This is a genomic window from Flavobacterium sp. (assembly GCF_027482425.1).
GTDB lineage: Bacteria > Bacteroidota > Bacteroidia > Flavobacteriales > Flavobacteriaceae > Flavobacterium.
On the sequence record NZ_JAIXWA010000034.1, the window covers coordinates 64,502 to 76,960 of the forward strand.

At 40.5% G+C, this 12,459-nt stretch carries 12 protein-coding genes; 6 read left to right on the forward strand and 6 right to left on the reverse strand.

Annotated elements, in window-relative coordinates; translation table 11 throughout:
• Positions 1–86: 86 nt before the first annotated feature.
• From Q0037_RS04140 to Q0037_RS04155, 4 genes are all read right to left on the reverse strand, one after another.
• Entirely contained in the window at positions 87–419 is a 333-nt protein-coding gene (locus tag Q0037_RS04140; RefSeq protein WP_297515869.1) for a T9SS type A sorting domain-containing protein, read from the reverse strand.
• A 69-nt stretch (positions 420–488) separates the two neighbouring features.
• Positions 489–1,055: a hypothetical protein gene (locus Q0037_RS04145; protein ID WP_297515870.1), complete on the reverse strand. Its 567-nt coding sequence runs from the start codon at positions 1,053–1,055 to the stop codon at positions 489–491.
• A 65-nt stretch (positions 1,056–1,120) separates the two neighbouring features.
• On the reverse strand, positions 1,121–2,515 hold the full coding sequence (locus tag Q0037_RS04150) for a hypothetical protein (protein ID WP_297515872.1): 1,395 nt from the start codon (positions 2,513–2,515) through the stop codon (positions 1,121–1,123).
• Positions 2,516–2,538: 23 nt separating this feature from the next.
• On the reverse strand, positions 2,539–5,343 hold the full coding sequence (locus Q0037_RS04155) for a TonB-dependent receptor (RefSeq protein WP_297515876.1): 2,805 nt from the start codon (positions 5,341–5,343) through the stop codon (positions 2,539–2,541).
• Positions 5,344–5,535: 192 nt separating this feature from the next.
• Here Q0037_RS04155 and Q0037_RS04160 point away from each other — a divergent pair, with 192 nt between their 5' ends.
• Positions 5,536–6,219 carry a response regulator transcription factor gene (locus Q0037_RS04160; RefSeq protein ID WP_297515879.1) on the forward strand — a complete coding sequence of 228 codons (684 nt, stop codon included), beginning with the start codon at positions 5,536–5,538 and terminating at the stop codon, positions 6,217–6,219.
• A gap of 33 nt (positions 6,220–6,252) precedes the next feature.
• Positions 6,253–7,293 (forward strand): ATP-binding protein, encoded by a 1,041-nt coding sequence (locus tag Q0037_RS04165; RefSeq protein WP_297515882.1) that lies wholly within the window; start codon positions 6,253–6,255, stop codon positions 7,291–7,293.
• On the opposite strand, the gene Q0037_RS04170 is transcribed toward Q0037_RS04165, so the two are convergent.
• On the reverse strand, positions 7,276–8,355 hold the full coding sequence (locus Q0037_RS04170) for a glycosyltransferase (protein ID WP_297515885.1): 1,080 nt from the start codon (positions 8,353–8,355) through the stop codon (positions 7,276–7,278). The two genes, Q0037_RS04165 and Q0037_RS04170, sit on opposite strands and share 18 nt — an antisense overlap.
• 42 nt (positions 8,356–8,397) lie before the next feature.
• Here Q0037_RS04170 and trmB point away from each other — a divergent pair, with 42 nt between their 5' ends.
• The 3 genes from trmB to Q0037_RS04185 are packed head-to-tail and all read left to right on the forward strand — an operon-like array spanning position 8,398 to position 10,068.
• Complete coding sequence (trmB, locus tag Q0037_RS04175; protein WP_297515904.1) at positions 8,398–9,069, forward strand: tRNA (guanosine(46)-N7)-methyltransferase TrmB; 672 nt, start codon at positions 8,398–8,400, stop codon at positions 9,067–9,069.
• Between the two features lie 20 nt (positions 9,070–9,089).
• Positions 9,090–9,716, forward strand: a complete 627-nt coding sequence (locus Q0037_RS04180; protein ID WP_297515888.1) for a LysE family transporter — start codon at positions 9,090–9,092, stop codon at positions 9,714–9,716.
• Position 9,717: 1 nt separating this feature from the next.
• On the forward strand, positions 9,718–10,068 hold the full coding sequence (locus tag Q0037_RS04185) for an MGMT family protein (RefSeq protein WP_297515891.1): 351 nt from the start codon (positions 9,718–9,720) through the stop codon (positions 10,066–10,068).
• Here the strand turns inward: Q0037_RS04185 and Q0037_RS04190 are convergent.
• Positions 10,046–10,876: a UDP-2,3-diacylglucosamine diphosphatase gene (locus tag Q0037_RS04190; RefSeq protein ID WP_297515894.1), complete on the reverse strand. Its 831-nt coding sequence runs from the start codon at positions 10,874–10,876 to the stop codon at positions 10,046–10,048. The two genes, Q0037_RS04185 and Q0037_RS04190, sit on opposite strands and share 23 nt — an antisense overlap.
• A 364-nt stretch (positions 10,877–11,240) precedes the next feature.
• Between Q0037_RS04190 and Q0037_RS04195 the strand changes: the two genes are divergently transcribed.
• The gene (locus Q0037_RS04195) at positions 11,241–12,371 is read left to right on the forward strand and encodes an Mrp/NBP35 family ATP-binding protein (RefSeq protein WP_297515896.1); all 1,131 of its coding nucleotides are present in this window, start codon (positions 11,241–11,243) and stop codon (positions 12,369–12,371) included.
• The last annotated feature ends 88 nt before the right edge of the window (positions 12,372–12,459 follow it).

Sequence of the window (12,459 nt, forward strand, 5' to 3'; positions counted from 1 at the left end):
TTATTAAATTAAGCTTACAAAGATAGGGACTATTTTCAAAACTAAAAACAGCCTAAGTTAAAAAACAGTAAAATAGAAATGTTTAACTATCTGACAATAAGTTTTCTAGTCGCAGAAGCCTCACCTTCTTCAATTTTGATGAAATACACACCGGGTTGAAGAGAGGATAAGTTTAATTCGCGTGAAGATAAAACGGTTTGGAAGACTTTTTTACCTAAAACATCATAAATGGTGATGTTCTTTTCTTCATTAGCGCGTGTAGTGATATAGAGTTTACCTCCTGTTACTGGGTTAGGATAAAAGCTAAGCCCCTCGATAGAATTGCTTTCTTTCAAGGTGTTTCGGGTGTCTTGAGCCGCTACAGAAGCAGAACCCAACACCAGAAAAAAGAGTATACTATAGAAGTAATTTTTGCTCATGCGTAGTTATCCTTAACACAAATATAGAATTTTAATTTCAAATTCAATGCCAAACTTCGTTAAAAAAGATTATTGTATTGGTTTCGTCTCCCATTTACGAGTTTGTGTATTGTAAAAAGTTTGATCATCGGGAAATTCAATGTAAAAATCCTCTCCCGAATTTTTGGTTAAATACGGTGACAAATCTTTCCCTTGAATATAATCCTTAAATAGAACTTCCGTTTTTGTGTGGAGTTCGGGTTCGACCATTTTCCAGGTTCGTGCGGCCTCTTCGTAATAGGTAATCGTACCTTCTTTATCTTTTTTTAGCTTGCCTATAGTCGCTACTCTTTTAATTGTTAGACTAGGGGCTAATTTGGTAATCGCAAAATATTCAGTAGAATCAGGAGCTTTGTAATAAAAAAGAAGATTGGCTTCTTTCGCTTTTTGTTGGTAGTAGCTATTGTAAAGCGTGTCAAATTTATCTTCATGACGCACTTTTTCAGAAGGTAATTTTTCAAAATAGCGTACTATTTCATATTTGAATTCCGCTTGTTCCTTTTTGGATAGTTGGGCATTTGGGTCAAGGGTGTAGGAATTGTTTGAACAACTCCCCAAGAAGACTATTAAGCACAGGCTAGTAAGAATTTTTTTCATAACGTTTGGAATAAGAAAGAGCTTAACATTACTGCTAAGCTCTTTACAAAAATAGACTTTATCTCTTAGTATGTTTTGCTGTTAGGTAAAAACTCAGCCCAACCGTCTGTCCAATCGGTTGTGCCGAAAGCACCGCGATAGGTTGTGGCAGTAAACCAAGTGTTCAAGGTAGCATCGGTAAATTCAGCACCCGATGTTAACAAACCTGTAGTCACAGCAAAGGTTGGATTTGCAGCATAATTCGATGTTACATTGCTACCAAAAGCAACATTGGTATTCAATCCCAATACTGCAAATTGATCTTCAATAGCCGCAGTAATGGTTGAATTTGTAGCTTCAAACCAAGTTTGGATATTAGCAGCAGTAGCGGTCATCCCTGTACCTACGGAGTAAGTCGTGTTGGGAGCCACAAGAATATTTTTGATTAATTTTCCTGGAGGTGTAGGATTCTGAGTAGTAGGAATATAATTATCAGCTACCGACTGTTGGTTCATACGCAATCCACGTGGATATCCGATGAATACGGAGTTGGCAATAGTAGCCGCAGTTCTTCTACGTAAGTCGATAGAATGCTGGAAATTGGCATTAATCGATTGTGCATTCGTTGCTCTTGGACCGATACAGGTAAAGTTAGAGAACACTCCTGTAGTTAATAAAGTAGTTGCGTTATCGTTAGGCCCGTTGTCACACTCAAAAGAGTTTGACCCTGATTGGTCTGCAAAACTTGGGTAACGCACTTCCAAACCAAATTGGTTTTTACCTGAATATCCGAAATCCACGTCAAAACTATCATCCCAGTTCGCAAAAGAAATTAAGTATTTTCCGTTTACAGTTCCACCAAACCACTCAAAACCGTCGTCACCTCCAAAAGAAACTTGACAATATTCGATTTGAGTTCCTGTTCCAACTGCTCCTAAAGTGATGGAGTTGGTTTCGTTGTTGGGCGTTAATTCAATACCTGCATATTCTACACGAACGTGAACTAATGCTCCAGAATCGTCGGCTGCATTGGTTCCACCATACGTTACAGCAGGATTAATCCCTTCAATTTCTGGATTTACTTGGTTCACAGGTGCATTTCCTAAAATAATCAATCCACCCCAGTCACCACGATCTCTAGAACCCGCTGGTAAGTTAGACGTCATTACGATTGGCTCAGAGGCTGTTCCTACGGCTTCGATGCGTCCTCCTTTATCAATGATCAATGTTCCTTTGGTTGCTTTATCTCCTTTGATAATAGTTCCAGGCTCAATGGTTAATACATTTCCGCTGCGTACAAACGTTTGACCTTTAATCAAATACTTTGTGTTTTTGGTCAAAGTACGGGACTCAAGATTTCCCTCCAAAATAACCACAGAGTCTCCTCCGCCGCTATTGTTGTTGTCGTCATCACCACCACAACTTGTCAAAGTCACAGCTGCAAGTAAAAGACCTTTTAATAGAATTTTGTTGATTTTCATAAAAGTTAAATTAAGTTATGTTGTTAAAATTTATACGTTACATTAAAAGTGTAGAGTACGCCTGTACGGTGCACAAACACAGGGTCGTCACTGTTGTTGATTTTATTGTCTACGTTTGAATCTTGGAAAAACTGAAACTTCTCGTTCAAAATGTTGGATAAGCCCAGTTTGTAGGTCGTCTTTTTGAATGTTTTGGCAATTGTAAAATCCATTTGGTTACGGGCGATTTCATAGATGGTTGGGAAAATTTCACCCCCAACTGCATAGATTCGATCACCGAAACGGTTGTAAATTAAATTACCACTCCAGCCATTTTCTTTGTTATCATAACCCAGTGCGGCATTTATGACATATGGCGATTGTCCTTGTAATGCTCTTTTACGATCTTGCGCCAAAGCACGATTTCCTAAGTCAACTTCCGAGAAAATGTAGGAAGCATTTAAGTTGATGGATAAATCAGAGAAAAATCCGTTTTTGAAAACTTCTTTGAAGGATTTTCTAACTTCCAACTCAGCCCCATAAAGCATCGCCGAATCCGAATTACTGTAGCGCATTCTTCGTTGCTGACTTACTACAGGAAGAATGAATTCAATCGGGTTGTCAAAACGTTTGTAGAAAACACCCAAACTAGCCGTTTCTCCTTTGGTTGGATAAAACTCATAACGCAAATCAAAGTTGTCAATCGTGGCAGTGGTTAAACTGCTATTTCCATCCACTTCGGTATCTTCTTGGAAGTCATAAAATAAGAAGGGCGCAATTTCACGGAATTCGGGACGGTTTACAGTTCTACTGTAGGCAATACGCATTAAATTTTTATCATTTAGGGTATAACTTACGTTAAAGGAAGGTAAAACCGAGGTAATGGGCTGTTGAACCAACAAAGGAGTAATTCCTTGAAAACCGTCTACTTCCAATCGGTTGTGCTCTACACGTACACCTCCTGTGATTAAGAATTTTTGAATGGGAAATTCGCCATATACATATCCTGCTCCTAATAAATTATTGGCTTTGTAAGAGTCACTTAAATTCGATCCCTCACGTAATACCCAACCGTTGGAGGCAGTTACATTGGCAGGACTGAAAATTTCGGTTAAGGGCAAATTGATTAATTCTTCTTTTCGTTCTTGACCTACGTTACCAGGAATCAAATACGAGAAATAACGTGCGCTAAAGTCACGCGTTTTGTAATCTCCAAAGAAACCAGCTTTTAAAAGGATGGTAGAGGCTTCCGATTTGTTCGACTTGTTTTCGATTTTAAAATCATAATCCACTCCAGCGTTTACTGAGGTTTCATTTAACTCTGAATAGAAGCGACCGGTGTCAAAAGGGTTTGAACTTGGCGGGTCAATCATCGTAAAGTTCGCTGTGGTACTGTTTAAGTTACGGAAGGTTCTAAAACGACGTAAATCGGGTAAAATGTCTTTAATTAAGTTTCCACCTAATACCCAATTGACTGTATTTCGGTCGTTGATTTTGTGTTCGCCATTGAATTGTGAGGTCAAAATACGACGACCCGAGTAACCAAATTCGTAGTTATTCAACAACTGTCCCGGTCTTTGGTCAAAGTCAAAACCACTTCGCAACGTCGTGAAGTTTTCACCGATTTGATTGAATAGGTTTTTGAAGGTGATTTTGTTTTTTGCATTGTAACGGTAAAACCAGTTGGAAAGCACCGACAAACGCACTTCATTGGAATAGTAACGGTCGTCAAAGTCACGTTGCTGTTGCGGTGTATTGGTTTGTCCCGTAAAATCGTTGATGAATGTATTTACCGTCTTATTGTAGTTTTGAAAACTATTGGAGTACGAAATCATATTAATCGTTCTCAAATTCTTGCTTTCATCTTTCAATTTGATTTTTCGTCCCAAACTAAAGCTAATTCCTGTATTGAAAAAAGCAGTGCCGCGTTGAGGGTTGAAGTTGTTGGGCAATTGATTGGCGTATCGAACACTTTCACTATTAATGTTTAATACGTCACGGTTGGTTGGGAAGCCACTAGGCAACTGACGGAAACCATCATCCATGCCTAAAATATCGGTTGCTGAACCTTCCGTTTGCCAATAATCTTCCAAAGTTGTGTTGCCACGGAAACCTAAGCTAGAAGAAACTTGTGTAAAATCGGAGAAGTTCTCCGTAGTGGTCACACTTATCAATCCTCCCGAAAAGTCGCCGGGTAAATAAGCCGCTCCCGACTTACCAATGGTCATTTTTTCTAAAGTGCTAACGGGCAATAGGTCGAAAGAAAACGTTCTTCGATCTACCTCTGTGCTCGGTGCCAACGCTCCATTAATTAATACATTGTTATATCGCTCACTTAACCCGCGCACCATCACAAATTTCCCGTCATTAATGGTCACTCCTGGTACCCGCTGAATAGCTTGTGCCGCATTTCCGTCGGTTCCTTTGCTCATTTGTTCGGCCGAAATCGCACTGATTACTTGTTTAGCTTTCTTAGTTTCAAGAAGAACGGCCGACTCAGTATTTTTTCGTCTACTGGTGGTGATGACTACATCTTCCAATTTGTAGCTGCCAGAGCCCAAGGTTTTGTTAATGGTGATGGTTTCTCCCGCTTTAATCGTTACTTTCTCTTCGATAGTCTCATATCCTACAAAACTAAATACTAAGGTGTATGCTCCGGGTTCAATTTTTAATTGGTATTTTCCTTTTTCATCGGTGGTCACACTGTTAGTTGTCCCTTTTACGACAACATTGGCAAAAGGTAGCGGTGCATTTTTAGCATCTTTGTCTAAAATAGTTCCATTGACAGTGCCTTTTTGCGCAAAAGTTGTCAGTCCAATAAGACAAAAGATGATTTTAAATAATCTCATTTTTAACAATTTGTAAATTTTTTGCAAAGGAATGCCTGCAAAGTGAAGTGTAAGTTAAGAACGAGTTATATAAATATTGATTTAAAGTTAACATAATGTTAAGCAATTAAATTATAGTTAACTCGATTTAACAACTAATCAGTACATACTTTAAATAGTATCTTTACTTCAAAATTTGCGTAGCTTTACGTTATGAAGAAAAAAGACATTAAAATTTTATTGGTTGACGATGAACCCGATATCCTTGAGATTGTGGGGTACAACCTATCTCAAGAAGGCTACAAAATTGTGACGGCAACGAACGGTAAAGATGCGATTGTAGCGGCCAAAAAAGAGCGTCCACACCTTATCATTATGGATGTCATGATGCCCGAAATGGACGGCATGGAAGCCTGTGAAAACATTCGAAAAATCCCTGAGCTTTCCAATACAATCATTACCTTCTTGACGGCGCGCAGTGAAGACTATTCACAAGTAGCAGGTTTTGATGCGGGGGCCGATGATTATATTGCTAAGCCCATTAAACCAAAATTGTTAATCAGCAAAGTCAAAGCCTTACTCCGTCGCCTAAAAGACGACACCGGTTCTAGTGAAAACATCACAGTGGGTGGAATCGAAATCAATCGAGAAGAATACAAAATCATTCGTGAAGGAGATGAAATTATTTTGCCCAGAAAAGAATTTGAATTGTTTTATCTCTTGGCCTCCAAACCGGGAAAAGTTTTTAAACGCGAAGAAATTTTGGATAAAGTGTGGGGCAACGAAGTAATTGTGGGCGGTCGAACCATTGATGTACACATTCGCAAATTACGTGAAAAAATAGGTGAGAATCTTTTTAAAACCATCAAAGGGGTAGGGTATAAATTTGAATTGTAATTTGTAAATTTACCTTTTTTAAGAATGAGATTCATGGGTTTAAAAGTTAAAAAAACCTACCGATTTGCAATTGTAACGTCGTTGTATATCACCCTATTTTTTACCTCTTTGCTGGTATTATATTTCTTGTTTAATGCTGATTTTTCATGGTTGTTAATTCTTTTAGCCTCCTTCAGCGTTTTCTTCTTTTCTGTTTTTATAATTCAATACCGCTCGGAGTTATTTATCTACCAAAGAGTTAAGAAAATATACGATGACGTATCGCTACTCGATTCAGCGGTTTTAAGAAGTCAATTTATTACAACTGACATGGCTACTCTAGAAAGGGAAGTTAAAAAATATGCCATTAGTAAAAAAATAGAGTTAGAAAACCTAAAGGTCCGCGAAGAGTATAGACGTGAGTTCATGGGTAATGTGTCGCATGAACTGAAGACCCCCCTTTTTACTGTTCAAGGTTATATCGATACAATAATGGATGGTGTAAAAGATAAATCGCTGCGAGACAAATATTTGGAAAGGGCTCAAAAAGGAGTAGAGCGACTAGTATATATCGTGCAAGACTTAGATATGATTTCTAAATTAGAAATGGGTGATGTTAAACTGCAATATACCGACTTTAACATTGTCACTCTAATTCAGAATGTTTTTGATATGCTTGAAATGCAGGCGGACAAAAAAAATATTATCTTAATGTTTGATTCAAAGTATAGCAAACCCATTCGTGTTCGTGCTGATCAAGAAAAAGTACAACAGGTCTTGATCAATCTCGTAATGAATTCCATAAAATACGGCAAAGAGAACGGAACCACTGAAATCGCCATTGAAGATTTCATCAAAAACAAAGTTATTATCAGGGTGACCGACAATGGTGAAGGTATTGATGCTAGTAATCTATCACGTATTTTTGAACGGTTTTACAGAGTAGATAAAAGTGGATCAAGAAATGAGGGTGGTTCTGGATTGGGACTTTCAATTGTGAAACACATTATTGAACATCACAATGAAAAAATATATGTTGAAAGTGAGCTAGGAAAAGGCTCAGTATTCTCTTTTACCTTAGAAAAGGCTGAATAAATCTTTAGGAAGCTCATCCTCTCCAACTTTAGGTAGCCCTTTATAAAAAGGTATTGTGTCTAATTTTTCACACTTAAAGTCTTTTTGACTACATTGCGGGATATTACCGTCTCTATGTAAACGCTTGGCTAAATATTCTTGCTCAAATTGTCCAGGGGTAGGAATGAAAAAGGCCTTTTTTTCCAATTTGGCTAAATCCATAATAGTGGTATACCCTGATCGACAAATGACCACTTCAGCTGCATTTAAAACTTCCGATAAACGCTCAGAAGTTAGGTAGTTATATATCGTAAAAGGTGGTTGTATCGTTTCTGTTATCGTGGGTTCAACAACTCCACGAATAAGTACAATTTGGCCTTCAACATGTTGCATTTCCTGTTTAAGCTTTTCTTCCAATAAACTTCTTTGAGGTTCTGGGCCCGACAATAAAATAAGGTAATTGATCGTCTTTGGGACATCTTTTTTAACCAAGCGACTCAAAACACCAATGTAGCGTGTAGTTACTGAAATTTTTTCTGGATGGCCCAATTTCCCAGACAGATTAATTGCTCCGCCCCAATCGGGCACCCAACATTCTTGAAATTTTTGAATAAAAAAACGATGCAATCCGCTGGAAATCCAAGTCGTTTTTCCTGACAACACGGTGAGTTGGTGTGTGATGATTGCTGACGGAATTTTTTTGCTATACACGCCCAACCGGTTGTCCGAAATAATGCCCGCCAAATGGTACTGGGCGATCCACTGACGTACTAATCGTTTTTCTTCAAAAATGGCCGCAATCGTCTTGGGACTGTTTTTGAGTAATTTCCACTTAAAGTTTTTGGGATTCTTAGCGTAGGCAATGTGATACGAGGGTAATTCCAAATGCTGTAGATCGGGAAATTCACGTTGCAATAACGCCAACGCTGCACCATCACTCGCAATGATGGGCTGAAAGCCTTCGGTGAGCAACTGTCGAATTATCGGGATGCAACGCGTAGCATGGCCCAATCCCCAATTCAACGGCGCCACCAATATGTTTTTTCGGGTTTCCACAGTAGCAAAAATAAAATAATTTGTCATGCGGTGGATTTCCTTAATTTTGCCAAAACATTAAGAAATCACGTGGGCAGTAAAAATAAATTAAAACGATTCAGCGAAAACGCCAATTTTACCAATGTTATCCAACCCACTCGCGAAGAAGTTGTCGAAGGACGATTCCCCCATCGCGGTTCGTGGCGTCACTTTTTTAACAATGAAAATCCTGTAGTAGTGGAATTGGGTTGTGGCAAAGGAGAGTATACCGTAGGCCTGGCCCAACGCAATCCCAATGTTAACTACATCGGAATTGACATCAAAGGCGCCCGATTTTGGCGGGGTGCTAAAACAGCCGCCGAACAAGGCTTGACCAATGTCGCTTTTGTGCGCACTCAAATCGAGTTGGTTGATTTTATTTTTGCCGAAAATGAGGTCGATGAAATTTGGATTACCTTCCCCGACCCGCAAATCAAATACAAACGAACCAAGCACCGCATGACCAATGCCGAGTTTTTAAACCGGTACAAGAACATCCTGAAACCTGATGGACTGATGCATTTGAAAACCGATAGTGAATTTATGCATGGGTATACCTTGGGACTTTTGCATGGTTTGGGTCATGAAGTGTTGTATGCCAACCACAATATTTACCACAACCTAGGCGCTCCTGAGGAAGTAACCGAAATAAAAACATTTTACGAGCAACAATATTTGGAAATCAATAAAGCGATTACGTATATTCGTTTCAAAATTAAGTAGTTTTCTTTAACCACGGTTTTATGACAGTATTCATCCCTTTCTTCACGGGATTGATTGCGGCTATCGTTGGGGTACTTCCCCCGGGGCTCATCAATATGACCGTTGCCAAAGTTCGTTTAACTGATGGAATCAAGCGTGCATTGATTTTTGTCTCTGGGTCTTTGCTGGTTATTGCAATTCAAACCTATGTCTCTGTTGTTTTTGCACGCTACATCAGTCAGCACGACGAAGTGGTAGCCACCTTGCGCACGATTGGATTGGTCGTTTTTGGCGTCCTTACCTTATATTTTTTCTTTTGGGCCAAAAAACCAACTTTGGCAGGCAGCGACCGCATTCAGTTGAAAAGCAAACGCAGTCGTTTTTTTATGGGAATGCTCATCTCGGCATTAAATCTTTTGCCTATTCCGTACTATGTGGTGATCAGTGTTACCCTTGCGTCGTATGATTATTTTGATTTTTCACTGGCACAAGAACTCAGCTTGGTCGCCGGCGTTACCTCAGGCTCTTTTTTAGTGTTCTACCTTTATATGTTATTTATCAGTCATTTAAAGTCCAAAACCGATTGGGTGCTGCGCTACATGAACCGTATTATTGGCACCATTACCGGATTGGTGGCTTTACTCACTTTGTGGAACTTATTGCGCTAATATGAAATCGTCACCAGAAACCGCTTCTTTTTTTGAACGGGTGTATGCCGTGGTCCGTCAAATTCCCGAAGGACGGGTAACCTCTTATGGGGCTATCGCCAAAGTGTTGGGCGCAGCGCGTTCGGCACGAATGGTGGGCTGGGCGATGAATGCCAGTCACGGATTGGAAGATGTTCCCGCCCACCGGGTAGTCAATCGCAATGGGTTGCTCACAGGGAAGCATCATTTTCCGGGAACCCATTTAATGCAACAACTGTTGGAGCAAGAAGGAATTCGCGTAGAAAACGATCAAATTGTCGATTTTAAAACCCACTTTTGGAATCCCAAAATCAATTCCGAATCAACTCCATAAACTGCTCGATGAGCTGGTTTTCATAGTCAAAATTAACTTCCTCTTCCCAAGTCATCTGCGATGGATAGTCGGTTTTGTGGTGGTAGATTTTCCAGCGTTTGTTATGGTATTCGAGCGCGGTTAGGTTTTCAATCCAGTCGCCCGAGTTGAGGTATAGCGTTTTTCCTTTTTTGGTGGTAATGGATTCGATTTTGGGCTCATGAATATGGCCGCATACCACATAGTCGTACTCATTTTCAATGGCAATATCGGCGCAAAGGGTTTCAAAATTGGAGATAAATTTCACCGCCGATTTGACACTCGCTTTGATTTTCTTGGAAAGAGAATAGGGTTCTTTCCCCATTTTTTGCAACCCCCAATTGATCAAGCGGTTGAGTAAAATCATGATGTCATAGCCCCAACCGCCGAGTTTAGCCAGCCATTTGGCGTGGGTTATGGAAGCATCAAATACATCGCCGTGGAAAATCCACGCTTTTTTCCCATCCAAATTTAGGGTTAGTTTATTGAGCAATGAGAAATTACCCAAATGCACATCGGTAAATTTACGTAAGAGTTCGTCGTGATTGCCCGTCAAGTAATACACTCGGGTTCCTTTGGCGCTTAGACCGATGATTTTTTTAAGCACTTTTTGATGCGCTGCCGGAAAATACGATTTTCGAAATTGCCAAATATCGATAATGTCACCATTCAAAATTAAGGTTTTGGGTTTTATGGAATTGAGGTATTCCAAGATTTCACTGGCGTGGCAGCCATACGTTCCCAAATGCAGGTCGGATAGCACGACCAATTCTACTTTACGCTTTTTCATGGGATTATGTTTTCACAAAGGAATACCATAAGTGTTGTGTAAGCGTAAGCTTGACTTTATGAAAAAGTAAAGGTATTGCCGTAGCAGCCCCTTTTATGTAAGGATTTCTTAACGTATTCGCTAGGCCTGACCGCCGTGGATATCCTGCCGGCGGGAGGGCGCTTTATCCGACCGCCGGCCGATAGCAACAAAGGGCAGGAGCAGCGTGGTAAAAGCCTCGGGGGCGCCCCCTTCTAATTTCAACTAAAAACAAGGCTATATGTCCGATTTTGTCCTTATTTTCCGCAAAAGATTTTGAAAGCTTTAACGGTCGTTTCTTTGTATTTCCTTGTATCTTTGCAATCTAAAATCAGTCTTAATAAAAATGAAGTTAGAACGCAAAGCAATTCTTCAAGCGCTTGAAACCATTACGGTGGCGGGGGAAGGAAAAAATATGGTAGAGAGCGGCGCTGTTAAAAATGTGGTTACGTTTGGTAACGAAGTCGTGGTGGATTTGGTGTTGAAAACGCCCGCCATGCACATTAAAAAACGCGCAGAAGACGATATTCGCAAATTGATTCACGAGCAGTTTTCTCCCGATGCTGAGGTGAAAGTTAATATTAAGGTGGAAGTCCCCGAGAAAAATGAAATCAAAGGGCAACCCATACCCGGTATCAGCAATATTATCGCGGTAGCTTCTGGAAAAGGAGGCGTTGGGAAGTCAACCACCACAGCCAATTTGGCGGTAACCTTGGCCAAAATGGGATTCAAAGTCGGTGTTTTGGATGCCGATATTTACGGTCCTTCGATGCCGATTATGTTTGACGTAGAAACCGAAAAACCGTTGTCGATTGAAGTCGACGGGAAGTCGAAGATGAAACCCATTGAGAGTTACGAAATCAAGTTACTTTCCATCGGATTCTTCACGGCGCCCGGTCAAGCGGTGATTTGGCGTGGCCCGATGGCTGCCAAAGCGTTGAATCAAATGATTTTTGATGCGGCGTGGGGGGATTTGGACTTTATGCTGATTGATTTGCCGCCGGGTACAGGTGATATTCACTTGTCGATTATGCAGTCGTTGCCGGTAACGGGAGCGGTTGTGGTCAGTACGCCGCAACCTGTGGCATTGGCCGATGCGCGCAAAGGAGTGGCCATGTTCCAATCGGAAGCCATCAATGTGCCAGTACTAGGAATCATAGAGAATATGGCGTATTTCACGCCGGAGGAATTGCCTAACAACAAATACTATATTTTTGGAAAAGAAGGCGCGAAGCATTTGGCCGATGACCTTCAAGTGCCGTTTTTGGGTGAAGTGCCCTTGGTACAAAGCATTCGTGAAGCGGGCGATTTCGGTCGACCTGCCGCCTTGCAAACCGCCTCTCCGCTAGAACAAGTATACGAAGCGATTGCGCGTAACGTAGTCATCGAAGTGGTGCAACGCAACGAGCATTTGCCTCCCACCGAAGCCATCAAAATTACCACGATGGCAGGGTGTTCAGCTGTGAAGAAAAATTAATTCATCAGTCCTAGGATGGTTTCTGCCAAACTAGGATTTTATACTTTTTGAGAACATGAGTCAGGATCAATTAATTGAAAATATTGAG

Bases quoted from the DNA above. Each gene is read 5' to 3' on its own strand.
- Q0037_RS04140 (WP_297515869.1), bottom strand. From the start codon at position 419: ATGAGCAAAAATTACTTCTATAGTATACTCTTTTTTCTGGTGTTGGGT.
- Q0037_RS04145 (WP_297515870.1), bottom strand. From the start codon at position 1,055: ATGAAAAAAATTCTTACTAGCCTGTGCTTAATAGTCTTCTTGGGGAGT.
- Q0037_RS04150 (WP_297515872.1), bottom strand. From the start codon at position 2,515: ATGAAAATCAACAAAATTCTATTAAAAGGTCTTTTACTTGCAGCTGTG.
- Q0037_RS04155 (WP_297515876.1), bottom strand. From the start codon at position 5,343: ATGAGATTATTTAAAATCATCTTTTGTCTTATTGGACTGACAACTTTT.
- Q0037_RS04160 (WP_297515879.1), top strand. From the start codon at position 5,536: ATGAAGAAAAAAGACATTAAAATTTTATTGGTTGACGATGAACCCGAT.
- Q0037_RS04165 (WP_297515882.1), top strand. From the start codon at position 6,253: ATGGGTTTAAAAGTTAAAAAAACCTACCGATTTGCAATTGTAACGTCG.
- Q0037_RS04170 (WP_297515885.1), bottom strand. From the start codon at position 8,355: ATGACAAATTATTTTATTTTTGCTACTGTGGAAACCCGAAAAAACATA.
- Q0037_RS04180 (WP_297515888.1), top strand. From the start codon at position 9,090: ATGACAGTATTCATCCCTTTCTTCACGGGATTGATTGCGGCTATCGTT.
- Q0037_RS04185 (WP_297515891.1), top strand. From the start codon at position 9,718: ATGAAATCGTCACCAGAAACCGCTTCTTTTTTTGAACGGGTGTATGCC.
- Q0037_RS04190 (WP_297515894.1), bottom strand. From the start codon at position 10,876: ATGAAAAAGCGTAAAGTAGAATTGGTCGTGCTATCCGACCTGCATTTG.
- Q0037_RS04195 (WP_297515896.1), top strand. From the start codon at position 11,241: ATGAAGTTAGAACGCAAAGCAATTCTTCAAGCGCTTGAAACCATTACG.